The 22,986-nt window shown below is 69.2% G+C and carries 17 protein-coding genes; 15 read left to right on the forward strand and 2 right to left on the reverse strand.

Going from position 1 to position 22,986, the window contains the following annotated elements:
- Positions 1-1,323 precede the first annotated feature (1,323 nt).
- The 14 genes from rpsB (at position 1,324) to lpxB (ending at position 15,981) form a co-directional block, all read left to right on the forward strand.
- A complete protein-coding gene (rpsB, locus tag TSB10GB4_RS07010; RefSeq protein ID WP_186395144.1) occupies positions 1,324-2,121 on the forward strand; it encodes a 30S ribosomal protein S2 in 798 nt (265 codons plus the stop codon).
- A gap of 156 nt (positions 2,122-2,277) precedes the next feature.
- A complete protein-coding gene (gene tsf / locus TSB10GB4_RS07015) occupies positions 2,278-3,201 on the forward strand; it encodes a translation elongation factor Ts (protein WP_186395145.1) in 924 nt (307 codons plus the stop codon).
- 120 nt (positions 3,202-3,321) lie between these two features.
- The gene (gene pyrH, locus TSB10GB4_RS07020) at positions 3,322-4,041 is read left to right on the forward strand and encodes a UMP kinase (protein ID WP_186395146.1); all 720 of its coding nucleotides are present in this window, start codon (positions 3,322-3,324) and stop codon (positions 4,039-4,041) included.
- 140 nt (positions 4,042-4,181) lie between these two features.
- The gene (gene frr, locus TSB10GB4_RS07025) at positions 4,182-4,745 is read left to right on the forward strand and encodes a ribosome recycling factor (protein WP_186387969.1); all 564 of its coding nucleotides are present in this window, start codon (positions 4,182-4,184) and stop codon (positions 4,743-4,745) included.
- A gap of 41 nt (positions 4,746-4,786) precedes the next feature.
- Positions 4,787-5,557 (forward strand): isoprenyl transferase, encoded by a 771-nt coding sequence (locus TSB10GB4_RS07030; RefSeq protein WP_186395147.1) that lies wholly within the window; start codon positions 4,787-4,789, stop codon positions 5,555-5,557.
- A gap of 41 nt (positions 5,558-5,598) precedes the next feature.
- Positions 5,599-6,417, forward strand: coding sequence for a phosphatidate cytidylyltransferase (locus tag TSB10GB4_RS07035; protein ID WP_244570840.1), 819 nt, complete (start codon positions 5,599-5,601; stop codon positions 6,415-6,417).
- A gap of 25 nt (positions 6,418-6,442) precedes the next feature.
- Positions 6,443-7,723: a 1-deoxy-D-xylulose-5-phosphate reductoisomerase gene (dxr, locus tag TSB10GB4_RS07040; protein WP_208984544.1), complete on the forward strand. Its 1,281-nt coding sequence runs from the start codon at positions 6,443-6,445 to the stop codon at positions 7,721-7,723.
- Between the two features lies 1 nt (position 7,724).
- Positions 7,725-8,861 (forward strand): RIP metalloprotease RseP, encoded by a 1,137-nt coding sequence (gene rseP / locus TSB10GB4_RS07045; RefSeq protein WP_186395149.1) that lies wholly within the window; start codon positions 7,725-7,727, stop codon positions 8,859-8,861.
- A gap of 193 nt (positions 8,862-9,054) precedes the next feature.
- Entirely contained in the window at positions 9,055-11,415 is a 2,361-nt protein-coding gene (gene bamA / locus TSB10GB4_RS07050) for an outer membrane protein assembly factor BamA (protein ID WP_186395150.1), read from the forward strand.
- An 83-nt stretch (positions 11,416-11,498) separates the two neighbouring features.
- Positions 11,499-12,557, forward strand: coding sequence for a UDP-3-O-(3-hydroxymyristoyl)glucosamine N-acyltransferase (gene lpxD / locus TSB10GB4_RS07055; RefSeq protein WP_186395151.1), 1,059 nt, complete (start codon positions 11,499-11,501; stop codon positions 12,555-12,557).
- A gap of 37 nt (positions 12,558-12,594) precedes the next feature.
- A complete protein-coding gene (gene fabZ, locus TSB10GB4_RS07060) occupies positions 12,595-13,059 on the forward strand; it encodes a 3-hydroxyacyl-ACP dehydratase FabZ (protein ID WP_186387975.1) in 465 nt (154 codons plus the stop codon).
- A gap of 7 nt (positions 13,060-13,066) precedes the next feature.
- The gene (lpxA, locus tag TSB10GB4_RS07065) at positions 13,067-13,876 is read left to right on the forward strand and encodes an acyl-ACP--UDP-N-acetylglucosamine O-acyltransferase (RefSeq protein WP_186395152.1); all 810 of its coding nucleotides are present in this window, start codon (positions 13,067-13,069) and stop codon (positions 13,874-13,876) included.
- A 24-nt stretch (positions 13,877-13,900) separates the two neighbouring features.
- Positions 13,901-14,782 carry an LpxI family protein gene (locus tag TSB10GB4_RS07070; RefSeq protein WP_186395153.1) on the forward strand — a complete coding sequence of 294 codons (882 nt, stop codon included), beginning with the start codon at positions 13,901-13,903 and terminating at the stop codon, positions 14,780-14,782.
- The gene (gene lpxB / locus TSB10GB4_RS07075; RefSeq protein ID WP_186395154.1) at positions 14,779-15,981 is read left to right on the forward strand and encodes a lipid-A-disaccharide synthase; all 1,203 of its coding nucleotides are present in this window, start codon (positions 14,779-14,781) and stop codon (positions 15,979-15,981) included. The genes TSB10GB4_RS07070 and lpxB overlap by 4 nt, the downstream gene beginning before the upstream one ends.
- Before the next feature lie 793 nt (positions 15,982-16,774).
- On the opposite strand, the gene gltA is transcribed toward lpxB, so the two are convergent.
- Positions 16,775-18,067 (reverse strand): citrate synthase, encoded by a 1,293-nt coding sequence (gene gltA / locus TSB10GB4_RS07080; protein ID WP_186387979.1) that lies wholly within the window; start codon positions 18,065-18,067, stop codon positions 16,775-16,777.
- Positions 18,068-18,320: 253 nt separating this feature from the next.
- Complete coding sequence (gltX, locus tag TSB10GB4_RS07085) at positions 18,321-19,751, reverse strand: glutamate--tRNA ligase (protein WP_186395155.1); 1,431 nt, start codon at positions 19,749-19,751, stop codon at positions 18,321-18,323.
- A 210-nt stretch (positions 19,752-19,961) separates the two neighbouring features.
- Here gltX and TSB10GB4_RS07090 point away from each other — a divergent pair, with 210 nt between their 5' ends.
- On the forward strand, positions 19,962-22,856 hold the full coding sequence (locus TSB10GB4_RS07090) for a ComEC/Rec2 family competence protein (RefSeq protein ID WP_186395156.1): 2,895 nt from the start codon (positions 19,962-19,964) through the stop codon (positions 22,854-22,856).
- Positions 22,857-22,986 lie beyond the last annotated feature (130 nt).

The raw sequence follows: 22,986 nt of genomic DNA on the forward strand, positions 1-22,986 counted from the left end.
AAGGGTCAGCTTCGACACGTCGATGCCGACGACGTGGGACGGGGCATGTTCCAGAAAGGCCATGGCAGTGGTATCCTGATCGTGCTTCGGATTGTTCGCGGGCGTGGTGTCGGCCAGAGGCCCCATCAACTCTCCAAGCGGGAAAAGGAAGCGGCAGGGACCCTGATGACGACGGGCGAAAGCCCAACCCCGGTCCGGTCGCCTGCCACTGGTCTCCCGGCGGTTCAGGCCGGGAGACCGCCCAAACTCTACCACCTCTTCAGACGAACAACCCCGGACGAGCATCGCGAGATCCGGTGCCCATTGGCTGCCAGAGCGGCGGCGGGATCCGTCAACTCCTCCCCGCGTCATCCCGCACGCAAGCCCCTCCTTCGTCATCCCGCACGAAGCGCAGCGGAGATGCGGGATCGGCGAGCCGAGGGCGTATGAGGTGCGCTCCGGAAAAATGCCACGACCGTCGTGGCTCGCCGGTCCCGGCTCGGCGCTTCGCGCCGTCCGGGAAGACGCCGAGGAGGGGAGGGAGCCATCGTCGGTCCACAGCCGGGAGGAGGCTCCCCGCCCGCCTCATGCCTGCCGGGGTTGCCAATGGATCCCGGCTCTGCGCTGACGCGCGGCCGGGATTGACTCCTGAGAGGGAGGCGCCACCTCGCCCCACCCTCGGGGGCGGCCCTACAGTGTCCCCTGCCGTCATCCCACCCACCGCCGTCACACCGGGCAAGGCGCAGCCGCGACCCGGTGCCCATTGGCTGCCAGAGCGGTTGCGGGAGCCCGTCAACTCCTCCCCGCGTCATCCCGCACGAAGCGCAGCCGGAGATCCGGGATCGGCGAGCCGAGAGCTTCTCGGCCGCGCTCCCGAACGACACCACAAGCGCCCTGCCTCCCCGGTCCCGGCTCGGCGCTCACGCGCCGTCCGGGAAGACGCCGAGGAGGGGAGGGAGCCATCGTCGGTCCACAGCCGGGAGGGGGCTACCCGCCCGCCTCATGCCTGCCGGGGGTGCCAATGGATCCCGGCTCTGCGCTGACGCGCGGCCGGGATGACGCCTGAGAAAGGGTCACGCCCACCCATCCTCTCCCGACCCCACCCGGCGCGACTCACCTGCCTCCGGAACAGGGCAACAGCCTCCCGCCAACCGCATCTTCCCGCCGCACGCGAGGCAAAAGGCCGGCCGGCGGGGCTTGTGTTGCGGCGCGCGGGCCAGTATAAGGCGCGCATTCCACACGCAGGGTCGGTTTTCGTCACGGACGGGGTCCATCCGGTGTCGGTGCGTGAGCACTGTCACACCCTGCGGAGGTACAACCGGAAAATCAAGGAGTTGCACGGCCATGGCCCTGCCCGATTTCACGATGCGCCAGCTTTTGGAAGCCGGTGTCCACTTCGGCCACCAGAAGCACCGCTGGAACCCCAAGATGGGGAACTACATTTTCGGCGTGCGCAACAACATCCACATCCTGGATCTCGCCCAGACCGTGCCGCTGCTGCACCAGGCGCTGAAGACCGTGTCCGACACGGTTGCCGCCGGTGGCCGCGTGCTGCTGGTCGGCACCAAGCGCCAGGCGCAGGAGTCGGTCGCCGACGCTGCCCGCCGCTCGGCCCAGTACCATGTCAACGCCCGCTGGCTCGGCGGCATGCTGACCAACTGGAAGACCATCTCCCAGTCGATCCAGCGCCTGCGCAAGCTTGAGGAGACCCTCGGCAATCCGAGCGGCCTGACCAAGAAGGAGCGGCTGTTCATGGACCGCGAGCGCGAGAAGCTCGAGCGGAACCTGGGTGGCATCAAGGACATGGGCGGCCTGCCGGACCTGCTGTTCGTCATCGACACCAATCGCGAGGCGATTGCCATCCAGGAGGCCAAGCGCCTCGGCATTCCGGTCGCCGCGATCATCGACAGCAACTGCGATCCGGAGGGCATCGACTTCCCGGTTCCGGGCAATGACGACGCCGGCCGCGCCATCACCCTCTATTGCGACCTGATCGCGCGCGCTGCCATCGACGGCATCTCCCGCGCCCAGGGTGGCATGGGCATTGATGTCGGCGCCGCCGAGGAAGCTCCGGTCGAGCCGGTCCTCGAGGCTGTCGAGGCCGCCGCGCCCGCCGAGGCGGTCGAGGAAGCCCAGGCCTGACAGAGGTTGCGCGCCGGCGGCGATTGACCGCCGGCCGTCACGGTGCCCGGCGGGGCCGTCCCGCCGGCTGCCGCCCTTTCGGCGGCATCTGTCATCATTCTTAAGCATGGCCTCGGCTACAGGTGCCGGGGTGACAACCCGTCAACGAGGCAATCTATGAGCATTTCCGCTGCGATGGTGAAGGAGCTCCGCGAAAAGACCGGCGCGGGCATGATGGACTGCAAGGCAGCCCTCACCGAGACCAACGGCGACATGGAAGCGGCCATCGACTGGCTGCGGACCAAGGGCCTGGCGAAGGCCGCCAAGAAGGCCGGGCGCGTTGCCGCCGAAGGCCTGGTCGGCGTCGCCGCCGAGGGCACCAAGGCCGCCGTCGTCGAGCTGAATTCCGAGACCGATTTCGTCGCCCGCAACGATGCGTTCCAGGCGCTGGTTTCCGGCACCGCCAAGGCGGCGCTGGCGGTCGGCGGCGATGTCGAGGCGCTCGGCAGCGCGACCTTCCCGGGGACGTCGGTATCCGTGTCCGATTCGATCAAGGACGCCATCGCGACCATCGGCGAGAACATGTCGCTGCGCCGCGTCGCCGTGCTGTCGGTGCCGGCCGGCGTCGTCGCCACCTATGTCCACAGCGCGATTGCCGACAGCCTCGGCAAGATCGGCGTGCTGGTGGCGCTTGAGTCCGAGGCCGATGCCGCCGAGCTCAACGCCTTCGGCCGCAAGATCGCGATGCATGTGGCGGCGACCAATCCGCTGTCGCTGAGCGTCGAGGATCTCGATCCGGAGGTCGTGGAGCGCGAGCGCCAGATCTTTGCCGAGCAGGCGCGCGAGTCGGGCAAGCCGGAGAACATCATCGAGAAGATGGTCGAGGGCCGCCTGCGCAAGTTCTACGAGGAAGTCACCCTCGTGAAGCAGGCCTTCGTGATCGATCCGGACAAGACCGTCGAGCAGGCCGTCGAGGCCTGCGCCAAGGAGCTGGGCAAGCCGGTGAAGCTGGTCGGCTTCGTGCGCTATGCGCTCGGCGAGGGCATCGAGAAAGAAGAGACCGATTTCGCCGCGGAAGTCGCGGCGGCCGTCGGCAGCTAAGTTCAAGGGGCGCCGGTCATTCCGGCGCCCTTCCTCTATGCGCGCAAGCCGGTCCGTCCGATCGGCTTGCGTTTTCGTGTGCAGTCAAGACACACTGCCCAGATCACGGCGAGACGAACAATGACGGGAAAACTCCGCTGGCGGCGCGTGCTGGTCAAGCTTTCGGGCGAGGCGCTGATGGGCTCGCAGGACTTCGGCATCGATCCTGAGACGGTCGGCCGGGTGGCGAAGGAAATCGCCGAGGCGGTGTCGCTCGGCGCCCAGGTCGGCGTCGTCGTCGGCGGTGGCAATATCTTCCGCGGCGTCGCCATCGCCGCCAAGGGCGGCAACCGGGTCACCGGCGACCACATGGGCATGCTGGCGACGGTGATGAACTCGCTGACGCTGGCCGACGCGCTCAGGCGTCTCGGCGTTCCCGCGCGCGTCCTGTCCGCCGTGCCGGTGCCCTCGATCTGCGAGACCTTCACCCAGCGCGGCGCCGAGCGCTACATGGAGGACGGCGACGTCATCGTCTTTGCCGGCGGCACGGGCAATCCGTTCTTCACCACCGACAGCGGCGCGGCCTTGCGCGCGGCGGAGATGCGCTGCGATGCCTTCCTGAAGGGCACCAGCGTCGACGGCGTCTATTCCGACGACCCGAAGAAGGTGCCGGATGCCGAGCGTTACGACACGCTCACCCCCGGCGAGGTGCTGGGCCGCGACCTCAAGGTGATGGACGCGACCGCCATCGCGCTGGCGCGCGACAATGCCATTCCGGTCATCGTCTTCTCGATTCGCACCCCCGGCGCCCTGGTCGAGGTGATGAACGGCTCCGGCCGCTATACGGTGATCTCCGACTAGGAGAGCCGCCGGACGGCGCGGCGTCCCTGCAAAAGCGGCTGTAAGGCCTTGCCTTTGCGGCCACCGTCATGGAAATAAGACGCGACGGTTTCGCGCCCTGAGGATCCTTCCGGGGCGCCGCTTCAATAAGTGAGGACAAGATGGCGGACCAGGGTATCGATTTTGGCGACCTCGAGCGGCGGATGAGCGGCGCGCTTGGCGTGCTGAAGACGGATCTCGCCGGCCTTCGCACCGGCCGCGCCTCGTCCAGCATGATGGATCCGATCACGGTGAACGCCTACGGCTCCGAAATGCCGATCAACCAGGTGGCGACGGTGAGCGTGCCCGAGCCGCGCATGATTTCCGTGCAGGTGTGGGACAAGTCGATGGTCGGCGCCGTGGAGCGCGCCATCCGCGAATCCAATCTCGGCCTCAACCCGGTGGTCGACGGCACGACGCTGCGCCTGCCGATCCCGGAGCTCAACGAGGAGCGCCGCAAGGATCTCATCAAGATCGCCCACAAATACGCCGAGCAGTCCAAGGTCGCCGTGCGCCATGTGCGCCGCGACGGCATGGACACGCTGAAGAAGCTGGAGAAGGACGGCGCGATCAGCGAGGACGACAGCCGCGTCCACGCCGACAAGGTGCAGAAGATGACCGACGAGATGATCGCCGAGATCGACTCGATGCTGGCCAAGAAGGAACAAGAAATCTCCCAGATCTGATCCGAAGATCGCGGCCCGATCGAAGAGGCGGGGAGCAGGACATGACGGTGACGGCGGGCCTTGACATGGCCGCCCCGGCCGAGCCCGGGGACGGCAGCGCTGTGCCTCGGCATGTCGCCGTGATCATGGACGGCAACGGCCGCTGGGCGGTGGCGCGCGGCCTGCCGCGCACCGAGGGGCACCGGGCCGGTGTCTCCGCCCTGCGGCGGATCGTCCGCCATGCCGCCGCGCGCGGCGTCGAGGTGCTGACGATCTTTTCCTTTTCTTCGGAGAACTGGAGCCGTCCGGCGGCCGAGGTCGGCTTCCTGATGTCGCTGCTGGAGCGCTTCGTGCGGCGCGACCTTGCCGAGATCCACCGCCAGAACGTGCGGGTGCGGATGATCGGCGAGCGCAGCGGTCTGGAGCCCTCGATCCTGTCGCTGATCGAGGAGGGCGAGGCGCTGACCCGCGACAACACCGGCATGGTCCTCGTCGTCGCCTTCAATTACGGCGCCCGCAACGAGATGGTGCGCGCCATGCGCGCCCTTGCCGAGGACGTCGCTGCCGGCCGTATCGCGCCGCAGGCCATCGACGAGGCGGCAATCGCCGCGCGGCTCGACACGGCGGATCTGCCGGACCCGGACCTTCTCATCCGCACCAGCGGCGAGCAGCGGCTCTCCAACTTCCTGCTGTGGCAGTGCGCCTATAGCGAGTTCTACTTCCCCGACCTGCATTGGCCGGACTTCGACGAGGCGGCCTTCGACCGCGCGATCGAGGCCTATGCCGCCCGCGACCGCCGGTTCGGCGGTCTCTCGGCGAAAGTCGCCAGATGACCAAGGGGGCCGCGGGGGGAGGCAGGCCCAGGCCGACGGAATTGAAGCTGCGGGTCGTCTCGGCCCTGCTGCTGGCCCCGGCGGTGCTGGTGGTCACCTGGTTCGGCGGCTGGGCCTTTGCCGCCGGCGCGGCGCTGTGTTCGGCGATCCTCCTGCAGGAATGGACGGTGATCGTCGGCGCCACCCGGCTGCGCGCCACCGTCGCGCTGGCAGCGCTCGGCACCGGCGCCATGCTGCTGGCGGCGGCGCTCGGTCTTGTGCCGCTGGCCGTCGGCCTTGCCTTCGCGGTTGCCGCGCTGCTCTGGGTCTGGGGGCAGGTGTCGGGCATCGCTGCGATCGGCTGGATGGGGACCGGCGTCCTCTATGCCGGGCTGACCGGCGTCGTGCTGATCGCCTTCCGGCTCGGCACGGACGGGGTGATCATGATCCTCTTCCTGTTCGCCGTCGTATGGTCGACCGATATCGCCGCCTATTTCGCCGGACGGCGGATCGGCGGGCCGAAGCTCTGGGTGCGGGTGTCGCCGAAGAAGACCTGGAGCGGGGCGCTCGGCGGGCTTGCCGCCGCCCTCGTGGTGGGGGCGCTGACGGCGGCGCTGGTCGGGCGGGCGCCGGCGGCGCTGTGGATCGTCTCGGCCGGCATCCTTTCGGTGTTCTCGCAAGCCGGCGACCTCTTGGAATCCGCCCTGAAGCGGCATTTCGGCGTGAAGGATTCCGGCCATCTCATTCCCGGCCATGGCGGGGTGATGGACCGGGTCGACGGCCTGACCGGGGCCGGGGTGCTCGGCTATCTGGTGGCGGCGGCGGTGGCCGGCTCGCTGGCCGATCCGGTCGGCGCGGTGATCGCGCTGCAGGGGTATTGATGTCTTGAAGACAGGCGCGGATAGCATCGCGACGACCGGGGCCGGGCCGCAGGCGGGTTTGCCGCCCCTGCGCCTCACCGTGCTCGGCGCGACCGGCTCCATCGGCGGCTCGACGCTCGACCTCGTCTCGCGCAATCGCGAGCGCTTCCATGTCGTCGCGCTCACCGCCAACGACCGGGCCGAGGATCTGGCGCGCGCCGCCATCGCGGTCGGTGCCGAGCATGCGGTGGTTGCCGATCCCGCCGCCTATCAGCGGCTGAAGGACGCACTCGCCGGCAGCGGCATCACCGCGGCGGCCGGGCCGCAGGCGGTGCGCGAGGCGGCGGCGCGGCCGGCCGACATGGTGATCGCGGCCATTGTCGGGGCGGCGGGGCTGGAGCCGACGATTGCGGCGGCGGCTCGCGGCACCACCATCGCCCTTGCCAACAAGGAGTGCCTGGTCTGCGCCGGCGATCTGTTCATGGCGGTCGCGCGCGGGGCCTCCGCCACCATCCTGCCGGTCGATTCCGAGCACAATGCCGTGTTCCAGGTGCTGGAGCGCGGCAATCTCGACCAGGTCGAGAAGCTGACGCTGACCGCCTCCGGCGGGCCGTTCCGCACCCTGTCGCTGGAGGCGATGCGCGGCGTCACGCCGGAGGCGGCGCTGCGCCATCCCAACTGGAGCATGGGCGCGCGCATTTCCATCGACAGCGCCACGATGATGAACAAGGGCTTCGAGATCATCGAGGCGTCGCACCTGTTTCCGCTCGGGCCGGAGCAGCTCGAGGTCCTGGTGCATCCGCAGTCCGTGGTGCATGGCATGGTGCAGTATCGCGACGGCTCGCTGCTCGCCCAGCTCGGCGCGCCGGACATGCGCACGCCCATCGCCCATTGTCTCGCCTGGCCGCGCCGCATGGCGACGCCGGCGCAGCGCCTTGATCTTGCCGCATTGGCAACGCTCAGCTTCGAGGCGCCGGATCCGCTGCGGTTTCCGGCCCTGCGGATCGCCCGCGAGGCGATGGTCGCGGGGACGGCCGCGACGGCCGCTCTCAACGCCGCCGACGAAATCGCCGTCAGGGCCTTCCTGGATCGCGGGATCGGGTTCCTCGACATCGCGGCGACGGTCGAGGCCGTGCTGGAGCGCATGGCGGCCGCCGGCGACCTCGTCGAGCCGGCCTGCGTCGACGACGTACTTGGGATCGACGGGATCGCCCGCGGCCGGGCGCTCGAGGCGATTGCGGCAAGGACCGGTCAACCGTCATGGACGGCGGCCGGGAACGGGTTGTTAACACGCAGGGACGACACTGCCGACCCGGCAAGGAGATGACATGGAACTGATCGGATCGCTGTTCGGGTCTTTCGCGGGCTACGCGCTGCCGTTCCTGTTCGTGCTGACCGTGGTGGTGTTCTTCCACGAGCTCGGCCACTTTCTGGTGGCGCGCTGGTGCGGGGTGCGGGTGCAGGCGTTCTCGGTCGGCTTCGGCCCGGAACTGTTCGGCCGCACCGACCGGCACGGCACCCGCTGGAAGCTCTCGGTCATCCCGCTCGGCGGCTATGTCAAGTTCGCGGGCGATGAGAACGAGGCGAGCGTGCCCGACCAGGAGGCGCTTGGCCGCATGAGCGCGGAAGAGCGCGCCGGCGCCTTCCAGACCAAGCCGGTGTCGCGCCGCGCGGCCATCGTCGCTGCCGGTCCGATCGCCAATTTCCTTCTCGCCATCGCCATTTTCGCCCTGCTGTTCGGTCTGTTCGGCCGGCCGGAGATCTCGCCGCGCGTCGATGCCGTCCAGCCGGACAGCGCCGCGCAGGAGGCCGGCCTTGCCGAGGGCGACCTGGTCCTGGCCATCGACGGGCAGCCGATCCAGACCTTCGCCGAGATGCAGCGCATCGTCAGCGTCAGCGCCGGCGAGCAGCTCACCATGCTGGTGGATCGCGGCGGCCTGCAGGTCGCCATCGAGGTGACGCCGCAGCGGCGCGAGATCACCGACCGTTTCGGCAATGTCCAGTCGATCGGCCTGCTCGGCGTCAGCCGCAGCGCCAGCCAGGAGGATGTGGTGGTGCGCCGCTTCGGCCCGGTGGAGGCCGTCGTCGAGGGCAGCCGCGAGACCTGGTTCGTGGTGACGCGCACCGCCGGCTATCTCGCCGGCATCGTCACGGGGCGCGAATCCGCCGACCAGCTCGGCGGGCCGATCCGCGTCGCGCAGATTTCCGGGCAGGTGGCGACGCTCGGCTTCGCCGCGCTGCTCAATCTGACGGCGGTGCTGTCGGTCAGCATCGGCCTGCTCAATCTCCTGCCGATCCCCATGCTCGACGGCGGCCATCTGCTGTTCTACGCGGCCGAGGCGCTGCGCGGAAAGCCGCTCAGCGAGCGGGCGCAGGAATACGGTTTCCGCATCGGTATCGCGATCGTGCTGTTCCTGATGGTGTTCGCGACATGGAACGACGTGCTCCATCTCAGTTCCCTCTAGGCGGGGACAGATACGGGAGCGTGTCGCAGGTGCAACGATCCGGCGGGAAACGGGATTTGCGGACTCTGGGCGGTTGCGTCCGGTCCAAAAGCCTGTAAAACGACTGACGGATATAGAGAATCTCGACCGCCTTGCCTGTCGCCTCCGGCGACATATCAAGGGCTTGGCGGAAAAGCGAAGGCGAAGCGTCCTTATGCAGCGTGTGCAGAACCTGACCAGAACGATCCTGGTGGCGGCCGTGATGAGCGGTGTGGCCCCGATCCTGCCGTGGAACTTTGCCGGCCTCGGGGTCGATGAAGCCGCCGCGGCGGTGGTCAATCGGATCGTCGTTCGCGGCAACACCCGTATCGAGGCCTCGACCGTCGAGAGCTACCTGACGATCCGGCCCGGCCGCGCCTTCGGGCCGGCGGAGGTGGACGAGTCGCTGAAGACGCTCTACGCGACCGGCCTGTTCGAGGATGTGTCGATCAACCAGCAGGGCGGCTCGCTGGTGGTGACGGTGACCGAGAACCCGATGGTCAACCGCATCTCCTTCGAGGGCAATCGCCGTCTCGACGACAAGACGCTGAGCGGCGTGGTGCGGACCGAGGAGCGGTCGATGCTGACCCGCGCCAAGGTGCAGTCCGACGTCCAGAACGTGCTGGAGGCCTATCGGCGCTCCGGTCGCTACCGCGCGACCGTCGAGCCCAAGATCATCAGCCGCTCCAACAACCGCGTCGACCTCGTCTTCGAGATCAACGAGGGCGACCGCACCGGCATCGAGCGCATCACCTTCATCGGCAACAGCAAGTTCAGCGACGGCCGCCTGCGCGACGTGATCCGCACCCGCGAAAGCGGGCTGCTGAGCTTCCTGCGCACCACCGATTCCTTCGATCCCGACCGTCTGGACGCGGATCAGGAGATGCTGCGCCAGTTCTACTATCGCCATGGCTATGCGGACTTCCGCATCATCTCGGCGGTCGCCGACCTCGACCGCGAGGAGAACGTCTTCTACGTCACCTTCACGGTGGAAGAGGGCGAGCAGTATACCTATGGCGAGATCGACCTGCAGACCACGCTGAGCGATGTCGATCCGGACGGCCTGCGCCGCAAGATCCGCACCTCGGAAGGGCGCACCTATTCCTCGCTCGAGGTCGAGAAGACGCTCGAGGACATGACCCTCGACGTGTCGCGCCAGGGCTATGCCTTCGCGCAGATCCGTCCTCGCGCCACCCGCGACTACGAGAACCGCAAGATCTCGCTGACCTATTTCGTCGAGGAAGGGCCGCGCGTCTATATCGAGCGGATCAACATCCGCGGCAACGACCGGACCCGCGAATATGTCATCCGCCGCGAGTTCGACCTCGCCGAGGGCGATGCCTTCAACCGCGTGCTGCTCGACAAGGCCGAGCGCCGGCTGAAGGACCTGCAGTTCTTCAAGGACGTGCGCATTTCCACCTCGCGCGGCAGCTCGCCGGATCGCATCGTCGTCAATGTCGATGTCGAGGAGCAGGCGACCGGCGAGATCGGCTTCGGCGTCGGCTATTCCACCTCGGACGGCGTCATCGGCGACATCACGCTGCAGGAGCGCAATTTCCTCGGCCGCGGCCAGTTCGTGCGCGCCAAGGTCGGCGCCGGCTCGTCCACCCGCGCCTATGAGTTCGCCTTCACCGAGCCGTATTTCCTCGGCCGGCGCATCTCGCTGTCGCTCGACGTCTATCGCCGCGACTACAAGCGCAACGACTATCGCGCCTATGACAGCAAGACCACCGGCGGCTCGGTCGCCTTCGGTCTGCCGCTGCGCGACGACGAGCTGCGGCTGAACCTGATCTACCGCGTCTTCGACGAGAAGCTGACCTGGAAGACCCCGACCTCGCTGTCCGGCGGTCTGCAGTCCTCGCTCGGCCGCAACCTGACCTCGTCGATCGGCTACTCGCTGGTCTATGACACCCGCGACAGCAAGCGCGATCCGCGCGACGGCTTCTACGTCGCCTTCGCGCAGGACTTCGCCGGCGTCGGCGGCAATTCGCGCTACCTGTCGACCACCGTCGACGCCCGCGCCTACAAGGAGATCCTGCCCGAGTGGGGCGTGATCGGCATCCTGCGCACCGGCGGTGGCTATCTCAACGGCCTCGGCAAGGACCTGCGCTCGTCCGAGCAGTTCCAGCACAACGATAGCTGGCTGCGCGGCTTCGAGATGCAGGGCATCGGCCCGCGCGACTCGCACACCGGCAACTCGCTGGGCGGCCGCTGGTATGTCCATGCCAACGCGGAAGCCGAGTTCCCGATCCTCGGCCTGCCGCGCGAGCTCGGCCTGTCGGGCGCCGTGTTCACCGATTTCGGCGCCCTGTGGGATGCCGACCGGGCGATCACCAATTGCGTCGTCGCCGGGTGCGGCGGGGCGACCCCGGCCACGGTTCAGTCCAACGGCTTCGCGCCGCGCGTGTCGGCCGGTTTCGGTATCAAGTGGGCCTCGCCCTTCGGTCCGATCCGGGCGGACTTCGCCTGGCCGATCATCAAGGAAACGGGCGACCGGACGCAGTTCTTCCGCATCGGCGGCGGCACGCGCTTCTGATCGCGCCGACGGTCTCGTGTTGAAAGCCGGCCGCCGACATTCGGCGGCCGGATTCATTGTGGGACCCAAGCATTGGAAAGACGATGAGCGATCCCAGTTTCTTTGCCCCCTTCGATCCGGTCGATCTCGCGACGGTGGCCGAATGGGTGAGGGGAGACCTGCCGCGCGGCGGCGGGGAGGTGCGGGTGTCCGGCGTCGCGCCGCTTGAGGATGCCTCGGCCGGCGACATCGTCTTCTTCGACAATCCCAAATATCTGCCGATGCTGGCGCAGACCGTGGCTGCCGCCTGCATCGTCGCGCGTAAACATGCGGACAAGGTGCCGGACGGCGTCGTGCCGCTGGTTGCCGACCAGCCCTACAAGGCCTGGGGCCTGCTGCTCGCGCGCCTCTATCCCGCTGCCATGCGTCCCGTCGCGCTCGACGGCACGGGGGCCGGCGTCTCGCCGCATGCGCGCATCGACGCTTCTGCGCGGCTCGAAGACGGCGTCACCGTCGAGGCCGGCGCGGTGGTGGGGCCGGGGGCCGAGATCGGCTCGGGCACCCGCGTGCAGGCGAATGCGGTGATCGGCGCCGGCGTGCGCATCGGCCGCGACTGCAGCATCGGCGCCAATGCGGTGCTGCAGCACACGCTGCTCGGCGACCGGGTGATCCTGCATCCGGGCGTGTGCACCGGGCAGGACGGCTTCGGCTTCGCGATGGGGCCGGGCGGCCACCTCAAGGTGCCGCAGATCGGCCGCGTCATCATCCAGAACGACGTCGAGATCGGCGCCAACACCACGGTCGATCGCGGCGCCAATCGCGACACCATCGTCGGCGAGGGAACGAAGATCGACAATCAGGTCCAGATCGGCCACAACGTGGTGATCGGCCGCCATTGCGTCATCGTCTCGCAGGTCGGCATTTCCGGCAGCGCGACGCTGGAGGACTATGTGGCGATCGGCGGGCAGACCGGCGTGCGCGGCCATGTCACCATCGGCATGGGCGCGCAGATCGCCGCCGTCAGCGTGGTCGAGGACGATGTGCCGGCCGGGGCGCGCTATGGCGGCGTGCCGGCCAAGCCGGTAAAGGTCTGGTTCCGCGAGATGATGACGCTGGCGCGGCTTGCCGAGCGGGGCGGCGCGCCGGCGCGGGACAAGGGCTGAAGACTTTGGACAGAAAGAATTGCCTGGGGACGGACGAATGAGCGAAGGCGAAACAAAAGAACTGGCAAGCGCCGATATCATGCGGATCCTGGAGCTGCTGCCCCACCGCTATCCCTTCCTGATGGTCGACCGGATCGTCGAGATGGACGGGGACAATTCCGCCGTCGGCATCAAGAACGTGACCGCCAACGAGCCGCATTTCCTCGGGCATTTCCCGAACCAGCCGGTGATGCCGGGCGTGCTGATCATCGAGGGCATGGCCCAGACCGCCGGCGCGCTCTGCGTGCATTCGCGCGGGCCCTCGAACACGCCGAAGCTGGTCTATTTCATGACCATCGACAAGGTGAAGTTCCGCAAGCCGGTGCTGCCGGGCGACCAGCTTCGCTACCGGATGACGAAGATCCGCAACCGCACCAACATCTGGAAGTTCGAGGGCATTGCGACGGTCGACGGCGTCAAGGTCGCCGAGGCCGAGATCAGCGCCATGCTGGTCGACCACTGAGGTGGACATGATGGCAGCTCACTCCGCAATCCACCCCTCGGCGGTCGTCGAGGACGGCGCCCGGCTCGGCGAGGGCGTGTCCATCGGGCCGTTCTGCCATGTCGGGCCGCAGGTGGTGCTTGGCGACGGCGTGGTGCTGAAGTCGCATGTGGCGGTCGCCGGGCGGACCACGGTCGGGGCGCGGACGCAGGTCTTTCCCTTCGCCTCGGTTGGCCACCAGGCGCAGGACCTCAAGTATCGCGGCGAGACGGCGAGCCTGACCATCGGCACCGACTGCATTATCCGCGAGGGCGTCACCCTCAATCCGGGAACCGAGGGCGGCGGGCTGGAGACGGTGATCGGCAACCGCTGCGCCTTTCTCGCCAATTCCCATGTCGGCCACGATTCCCGCCTCGGCGACGGGGTGATCCTGTCCAACAACGTGATGATCGCCGGCCATGTCACGGTCGGCAACCACGTCATCTTCGGCGGCGGCGCGGCGGTGATCCAGTTCACCCGCGTTGGCGACCATGCCTTTGTCGGCGGCCTTGCGGGGCTGGAAAACGACCTCATTCCCTTCGGCATGGTGATGGGCAACCGCGCCCGGCTCAACGGCCTCAACCTGGTCGGCCTGAAGCGGCACGGCTTTGCCCGCGAGGACATCCATGCCCTGCGCAGTGCCTACAAGGACCTGTTCGAGAGCTCCGAAGGCACGCTGCGCCAGCGCGCCGAGGCCGTCGCCGCCGCCTATGAGGGCGTTGCCCTCGTGCGCCGGGTGACCGATTTCATCCTGGTCGAGACCGACCGCCGCTTCTGCACGCCGGCCCTGGAGGGGTAAGCTCCAGCCAGACGGGACCGGACCATGACAGAGCCGAGCCTGAACGAGGAGGGGGCCGTTGCCGTCATCTGCGGCGGCGGGCGGTTGCCGGTGGAGGTGATCCGCGCGGTGCGCGAGCGTGGCCGCCGGGTCGTTGCCATCGCCATTCGCGGCGAGGCGGATCCGGCCGTCGACACCTTCTCTCCGCTGCATCTCGGCTGGGGCCAGATCGGCAAGTTGGCGAGCCATCTGCAGAGCGAGGGCGTGCGCGAGCTGGTGATGATCGGCAGCGTCACCCGCCGGCCGGAGCTGCGCGAGATCCTCAGTGATTTCGGCACCATGCGCCGGCTGCCGAAAATTCTCGCCTCGCTCGCCGGCGGCGACGATTCCCTGCTGAAAAAGGTCATCCGCCTGTTCGAGGACGAGGGCTTCCGCGTCGTCGGGGCGCATGAGGTCGCTCCGCAGCTTCTGGCGACGCCGGGCTGCATGGCCGGGCCCGAGCCGCGCGGCGATCTGCTCGCCGACCTTCGCCTTGGCGCGGCCGCTGTCGCCGAACTCGGCCGTCTCGACATCGGCCAGGCCGCCGTCTGCCTCAACGGGCGGATCATCGCCGTCGAGGGGGCGGAGGGCACCGACGCCATGCTCGAGCGCTGCCGCGACCTGCGGGCGCGCGGCCGGGTGCGCGGCAAGGGCGGCGTGCTGGTGAAATGCGCCAAGCCGGGGCAGGACCTGCGCGTCGATCTTCCCACCATCGGCCCCGGCACCGTGGAAAAGGTGGTGGAGGCGGGCCTTGCCGGCATCGCCGTCGAGGCCGGTCGCGTGCTGATCGCCGAGCGGGGCGAGGCGCTGGCGCTGGCGGCGCGCCAGGGCGTGTTCGTCTTCGGCATTTCCGGCCAGGTGACGGGATCTTCGGAGGATCGGGCATGAGCGAGGGCGCATCGCGGCCGCTGCGGATCTGCATCGTTGCGGGCGAGGAGTCCGGCGACCAACTCGCCGCGCCGATGATGGCGGCGATCGCCGCGCGGGCCGGCGGGCCGGTGGAATTCTTCGGCGTCGGCGGCGAGCGGATGGAAGCGCAGGGGCTCAGGAGCCTGTTTCCCATCGAGGACATTGCCGTCATGGGTCTTTCCGCCGTGCTGGCGCGGCTGCCGACAATCGTCCGCCGGGTCTACCAGACCGTCGACGATGTGGTGGCGAAGGCCCCCGACGCGCTGGTCATCGTCGACAGTCCCGATTTCACCCACAATGTCGCCAAGCGGGTGCGCAAGCGCGCGCCGGCCATTCCCATCGTCGGCTATGTCTCGCCCTCGGTCTGGGCCTGGCGGCCGGGCCGGGCGCGGCGGATGGCCGCCTATGTCGACCATCTGCTGGCGATCCTCCCTTTCGAGCCGGCGGTGCATGCAAGGCTCGGTGGGCCGCCGACCAGCTATGTCGGCCATTCCTTGATCGAGCGGGCGAGCGCCTTCCGGCCCGACATCGGCGAAAGGACCGCGCTCGGCGAGGGGCCGCCGGTGCTGTTGATGCTGCCGGGCAGCCGGCGCAGCGAGGTCACCCGGCTGCTGCGGGATTTTCGCGGCGCCGTCGACATCCTGCGCCAGGCGCAGCCGGATCTTGAGGTGGTGCTGCCGGCGGTGGCGCGGCTGCGGCCGCTGATCGAGGAACAGCTCGCCGACTGGCCGAACCCGCCGCTTCTGGTCACCGGCGAGGCGGAGAAGCTTGCCACCTTCCGCCGCGCCCATGCGGCGCTCGCCGCCTCCGGCACCGTGTCGCTGGAGCTGGCGATTGCCGGCGTGCCGATGGTCATCGCCTACAAGCTCGACTGGTTCTTCCGCCGCATCAAGGATCTCAACCGGGTGCTGCCGATCGCCAGCGTCACCTCCATGGTGCTGCCCAACATCATCCTTGGCGACAATGTCGTGCCGGAGTTCCTCGACGACGACGCCAATCCGCGCGCGCTGGCCGGCGCGGTCGCCCCGCTGCTGATCGACAGCCCGGCCCGCCGGCGGCAGGTCGAGGCCTTCGCCCGGCTCGACACGGTCATGCGGCTTGCCGGCGACGAGAGCCAGGCAGGCGCCGCCGCGCGCATCGTTCTGGAGGCAGCCCGGCGCCGTCCGATAGACGCGTGACGGGTGCGCGAGGGGTACGCCACCGGCTCGCGATGGGGCTGGTGACGTGCCGGTGAGATGCTGGTGGCGGGCGCCGCCCCGCGCCGTGGCCGATGGGCCGGATTTGGCGCGATTGAGACGGCCGTCGCAATTTTGCGCTGAAATTTTGCAAAATCCGTCTCAATAATTTTTAATATATATCAATGGTTTGGCAAAATATTGAGTTTTGCCTCGCAATTTTTCCGGCCCGTCTCCGGCCACTTGTCCCCGCTGTGATGACAGGGACGGTGCTTTCTATCCCCGTTTGCCGCACCGGCGTTGAGAAGCCGCGTCCCAGCCCCGCGCTCTCCTGGTCGTCGCTCACTCCCGCGTTCGTTCCTCTCCCTTCGTCCTCCCGGGCAAGGCGCAGCCGCGACCCGGGACCGGCGAGCCGAGGGCCTGTCGACGGCACTCCCGGCCCCCCTCGAACGCTTGTGCCTCCCCGGTCCCGGATCGTCGGCCTTCGGCCTCGTCCGGGACGACGCCTGGAGAGGGTGGAGCGAAGAGCACAGCCGCAGGGTGCAACAAGCCCCTTGCGCCTCACTCCTGCCGGGATTGCCAATGGTTCCTGGCTCGGCGCGTCCTTCCGCGCACGCGCCTCTCCCTTCGTCCTCCCGGGCAAGGCGCAGCCGCGGCCCGGGACCGGAGAGCCGAGGGCCTGTCGACGGCCCACTAGGGGCACCCCCGCAACCGCTTCGGTGCACCCCACCTGTCGTCCCCAACGCAAAAAGGCCGCCCGGAGGCGGCCTTCTCGAACCTGGTCTTGTCGATCCGCTCAGCGGCGCTGGGAGACCGGCAGATAGTCGCGCAGCGCCGCGCCGGTGTAGAGCTGGCGCGGGCGGCCGATCTTCTGGGACGGATCCTCGACCATTTCCTTCCACTGGGCGATCCAGCCGACGGTCCGCGCCAGCGCGAACAGCACGGTGAACATGGTGGTCGGGAAGCCGAGCGCCCGCAGGGTGATGCCGGAGTAAAAGTCGATATTCGGGTAGAGCTTCTTCTCGATGAAGTAGTCGTCGTTGAGCGCGATCCGCTCCAGTTCCATGGCGACGTCGAGAAGCGGATCGTCCCGGATGCCGAGCTCGGCCAGAACTTCATGCGTGGTCTTCTGCATGATGCGGGCGCGCGGGTCGTAATTCTTGTAGACCCGGTGGCCGAAGCCCATCAGACGGAACGGATCGTTCTTGTCCTTGGCGCGGGCGATGTATTCCGGGATGCGGTCGACCGAGCCGATTTCCGACAGCATGTTGAGCGCCGCCTCATTGGCGCCGCCATGCGCCGGGCCCCACAGGCAGGCGATGCCGGCCGCGATGCAGGCGAAGGGGTTGGCGCCCGAAGACCCGGCAAGACGCACGGTCGAGGTCGAGGCGTTCTGCTCGTGATCGGCATGGAGGATGAAGATCCGGTCCATGGCACGGGCGAGAACCGGGTTGACCTTGTATTCCTCGCAAGGCACCGCGAAGCACATATGCAGGAAGTTCGAGGCGTAGTCGAGGTCGTTGCGCGGATACACGAAGGGCTGGCCGACATGATACTTGTAGGCCATCGCCGCCAGCGTCGGCATCTTGGCGATCATCCGCAGGCTCGCCACCATGCGCTGGTGCGGGTCGGAGATGTCGGTCGAGTCGTGGTAGAAGGCCGAGAGCGCGCCGACGGTGCCGACCATGATCGCCATCGGGTGGGCGTCGCGGCGGAAGCCGGTGAAGAAGCGGCTCATCTGCTCGTGGATCATCGTGTGATAGGTCACGCGATGCACGAAGTCGTCCTTCTGGGCCTTGGTCGGAAGCTCGCCGTAGAGCAGCAGGTAGCAGCTCTCCAGGAAGTCGCCGTGCTCGGCCAGTTGCTCGATCGGATAGCCGCGATACAGCAGCGTGCCTTCGTCGCCGTCGATATAGGTGATGGCGGATTCGCACGAGGCCGTCGAGGTGAAGCCGGGATCGTAGGTGAAACAGCCGGTCTGTCCGTAGAGAGAGGCGATGTCGACCACGTCGGGGCCGATGGAGCCGGGCCGAACCTTCAGGTCCCAGGACCTGTCACCGATCGTCAGCTTGGCAGTGTTCTCGCTCATTCAGGCTACCCCCTTGTATGAAGCGCGCCGCGGGAAGGTCCGGGCCGGCCTCCAGGAGAGGCTGGAGTGTGCCGGACGCACGGCGGGAGGAAAGGTCGAATGTTGCGTATCCCATTTGTCCGCTCCCCGCAAGCGCGCCTCCCTAACGCTTTCGTCACAGGGTGACGCCGGGTTCAGGTGAAGCTGCGGGCGACGTCGGGGAACCGTCATCGCTCGCGGGGAACGGCGCCCGGCCGGTGGCCGGGCACCTGGTTCAGGCGGCGGCCTGGTCGGCGATGCGGGCGAGCGAGTCCTCGCGGCCGAGCACGGCCAGCACATCGAAGATGCCGGGCGAGGTGCCGCGGCCGGTCAGCGCCGCGCGCAGCGGCTGCGCCGCCTTGCCGAGCTTCAGGCCGGTCTCCTCGGCATAGGCGCGCACGGCCGCCTCGGTGGTCTCCGCGTCCCAGCTATCGAGCGCGGACAGGCGGGCGTGCAGGTCGGCGAGCACCTTGCGCGCCTCGTCCGCCTCCAGCAGCGCGGCCGCCTTCTCGTCCATGGCGAGCGGGCGCTGCACCCACAGGTATTCGGCGCTGTCGGCGAGTTCGACCAAGGTCTTGGCGCGCTCCTTCAGCCCCGGCAGGGCGGCGCGGAACATCTCGACATGCGCCGGGTCCTGCAGCCAGTCGCGCAGGCCTTGCGCGTTTTCCGCATGCGGCAGGAAGCTGGTGAAGTCGGCGAGCAGCTCGTCCGTGCCGGCGGCGCGCATGTAGTGGCCGTTGAGGTTCTCCAGCTTCTTGAAGTCGAAGCGCGAGGGCGACTTGCCGATGGCGTCGAGATCGAACCAGCCGGTCATCTCGTCCGTCGAGAAGATCTCGGCATCGCCATGGCTCCAGCCGAGGCGGGCGAGATAGTTGCGCATGGCGGCCGGCAGGTAGCCCATGGCGCGATAGGCCTCGACGCCGAGGGCGCCGTGGCGCTTGGAGAGCTTGGCCCCGTCCGGTCCGTGGATCAGCGGGATATGCGCCATCACCGGCACGTCCCAGCCGAGCGCCTGGTAGATCAGCGTCTGGCGGGCGGCGTTGGTCAGGTGGTCATCGCCGCGGATGATATGGGTGACGCCCATGTCGTGATCGTCGACGACGACGGCCAGCATGTAGGTCGGCGTGCCGTCGGAGCGCAGCAGCACCAGGTCGTCGAGGTCCTTGTTCGGGAAGACGACGCGGCCCTGCACCTTGTCCTCGATCACCGTCTCGCCGTCGACCGGCGCCTTGAGGCGGATCGCCGGCTTGATGCCGGCCGGGGCCTCGGAGGGATCGCGGTCGCGCCAGCGCCCGTCATAGCGCGGCGGCAGGCCGTTGGCGCGCTGCTCCTCGCGCATCGCCGTCAGCTCGTCCGGCGTTGCGTAGCAGCGATAGGCGAGGCCCTTCTCGACGAGGCTCTCGGCCGCCTCGCGGTGGCGGGCGGCGCGGGCGAACTGCGAGATCGCCTCGCCCTGCCAGTCGAGACCGAGCCAGGTCAGCCCGTCGAGGATCGCGGTGATCGCCGCGTCGGTGCTGCGCTCGCGGTCGGTGTCCTCGATCCGCAGCAGCATCTGGCCGCCGAAGCGGCGGGCATAGAGCCAGTTGAACAGCGCCGTACGGGCGCCGCCGATATGCAGATAGCCGGTCGGGGAGGGCGCAAAGCGCGTGACGACGGGAGAGTTCATTCAACAAGGCCTCGTGATCGGTGGCGGAGCCGGCGCGGTGCGTCCGGACAGCCTTCGGAATTATCGGTGCCGTTTCGCGTCTTGCGCGAAGGTCGGTTGCAATGCAACGCTTCGGTCCTGGCACGGTCGGCGACCGTGTAGCACAGCGGCGGCGCGCCACCAATGCCCGAGAGATCGGCAGCGCGCGGCCAGGGCGGAGGGGCGGCTGGGGTGTCCCGGGAACGCGAGGGCGACGAGGACAGGCAGGTGCCGCCGGGCGGGCTCCCGGAGGCACTGCCGGACGCCCTGCCGGAGCGGCAGGGCAGCCGAGGCGGCGGCCGGGGAGACCCGCGCCGCTGGCCTGCGCTTGCCCCGCCGCCGCTCGCGGCCCTGCTCGCCCGTCGCCGGGCGGCTCGCGCAGGATGGCACGAGGAAGAGGGGGCGGGGACAAGATTTGCCGCCGCCTGCCGCGAAAGCCTGGCGCAGGGGCGGGGGCTTGCCTTCGCCGCGCTCGCCTTCAGCCTCGGCATTGCCGCCTATTTCCGCCTGCCGGCGGAGCCGCAGGTGCTGGTCGTCGCGCCGGCGACGCTGCTGGCCTGGGCGGGCTGGCGGCTCGCCGGGCGGCGGGGGGCGGGGGCGCTGCCGCTCTTGGTGCTGGCCCTCGTGCTGTCGGGGCTGCTGGCGGGGACAGCGCGCACCGCGCTGGTCGCAGCGCCGGTGATCGACCGGGCGCGCAGCCTCACCGTCAGCGGTTTCGTCGAGGAGGTCGAGCGCACCGGGCGCGGCGTGCGGCTGGTGCTGCAAGTGGTGAGTGCCGAGCGGCTGGCGGCCGAGGCGACGCCCCGCCGCGTCCGGGTGTCGCTGCGCGGCGCCGCGCCGCCCGACCTGCCGCGGGTGGGCGAGGCGGTGACGCTGCGCGCAAGGCTGGCGCCGCCGGCGCCGGCGGTGATGCCCGGCGGCTATGATTTCGCCTTCCGGGCGTTTTTCGACGGGATCGGCGCCAGCGGCTTTGCCTTCGGCGCGCCGCGCCGCATCGATCTGGGACCGGCGCCGCTCGCCTTGCGGGCGAAGGCCGAGGTCGCCGGCCTGCGCCAGGCGATTGCCGCGCGCATCCTCGCCGCGCTCGGCGAGACGCCGGCGGCGGCGCTCGCCATCGCGCTGATCACGGGCGACCGCTCGCTGATCCCCGAGCCGGTGACGGAGGCGCTGAGGACCGCCGGCCTCGCCCATATCCTGGCGATTTCCGGCCTGCACATGGCGCTGTTCGCCGGTTCCGTCTTCTTTGTCGTGCGCGCCGCGCTGGCGCTGTCGCCCCGCCTTGTCCACGGCGCCCGGATCGAGGCCGTCGCGGCACTGGCCGCGCTGCTGGCGGCGGCCTTCTATCTGACGATTTCCGGCGGCTCGATCGCGACGCAGCGGGCGTTTCTGATGATCGCGCTGGTCCTGGCGGGGCGGATCTTCGCCCGGCGGGCCTTGACCCTCAGGAACGTGGCGATCGCCGTCTTCGTGATCCTCGCGGTCATGCCCGAGGCGCTGCTCGATCCCGGCTTCCAGATGTCCTTTGCTGCCGTCATCGCGCTGGTCGCGGCCTATGAGGAGCTGACCCGGCGGCGGCTGGCGCGCGAGCAGCACGAGGTGCCGCGCCGGGGCCTGCTGCCGCGGGCGACGGCGGGCGCGATGGGGTGGATCTGGGGCCTGCTGCTGACCTCGCTGATCGCCGGTGTGGCGACCGGGGCGATCGGCGCCTATCACTTCCACCGGATCGCGCCGCTGGGACCGCTCGGCAACCTGCTGGCGATGCCGGTGGTGACGCTGGTGGTGATGCCCTTCGCGGCGCTGTCGCTGCTGCTTCTGCCCTTCGGGCTGGAGCTCCTGCCACTGCTGGCGATGGGGGCCGGCGTCGACCAGGTCGTCGCCATGGCACAATGGGTGAAGGAGCTGACGCCGGAGGACGGGGTGATCGGAGCGCCCTCGCTCGCCGGCACGCTGGCGGTGGTGGCGGCCGGGCTCACTGCCTGCCTTGCGCCGCGCGGCTATCGCCGCGCCGCGCTGGTCCCGCTCGCCGCTTCCGTGCTGTTCTATACGGTGCACCGGCAGCCGGACATGCTGGTCTCGGCGAATGGCGGGACGCTTGCCCTGCGCGATGCCGCTGGAGTGCTGCGGGTGTCGGGACGGACGAGCGGCTTCCTGCCGGAGGTCTGGCTGCGGGCGGAAGGGGTCGGCGCGCGCCATCACCGCGAGCGGCGGATCGCGCGCGCGGACATGCGCTGCGACGACATGGCCTGCCTGCTGCGGGCGCATGGTCCGCCGGGACTGGGCCCGCCCGCCGCCCTTGCTCCGCCGATACAGGGATGGCCCATACAGGGCCCGCCCGCCCATGCTCCGCCCATACAGACCCCGCGCGCGCAGGGTCTGCCCAAACGGGATCGGCCAGGACAGGCTCCACCCTTGCAGGGCCCGCACGCACAGGGGCAACCGGAGCCGTCGCCCGCCGCACAGGTGCCCGGCGCACGGCCTGCACCCGCAGACGGGCCAACGGAGGCGGGCGGAAGGCCCAGTCCCGCCGCGCAGGGTCCGCCGGCGCTGCTGGTATCGCTGGTGCGGGACAGCGCCGCCTTCGAGGAGGACTGCCGCAAGGTCGATATCATCGTCTCGGCGCTCAACGCCCCGCCCGGGTGCCGGGCGCGGGTGGTGATCGACGGGGCACGGCTTGCCCGGGAGGGCGCCGTCGCGCTTTACTTCAGCCTGCGGTCACCGCCTTTCAGCATGCATCCACCGTCCCGCGCGTCGGCAACGATATCGACAACGACACCGAGATCGACCTCGAAAGTGACCTCGACTGGCGCGGCAGCGGGATCCGCGGCCTCCGGCAGTGTCGCTCCAGCCCGTGCGGCAACCGCCAGAGCGACCGGCGCCGCAACCGGGGCCGGCCTCGCGTCAGCGGCGGTCCCAGTTTCAGTTTCAGTTCCAGTCCAAGTCCCAGCCCCAGTTTCCGTCCCGACCTCGATTCCCGTCTCGATCCCGGCTTCTCCGGACCACCGGGGGTCTCCCGTCGACGTCGCCGCTGACCTCGAGATCACGCTGCGTCCGAGCTACGGCCAACGCCGGCCCTGGACGCCGAAATGACGCCCAACTGCCGCCCAACTGCCGCCGGACTCACGCCCAACGGGCGATGATCCGCCTCCGCAACGCGCACGCCGACCCGGCGCCGAAGGGCTCTCTCAACGTGGGCCCCAGCCTCGGCCCGTTCAGCCGT

The organism is Stappia sp. TSB10GB4 (genome assembly GCF_900185745.1).
Classification (GTDB): domain Bacteria; phylum Pseudomonadota; class Alphaproteobacteria; order Rhizobiales; family Stappiaceae; genus Stappia.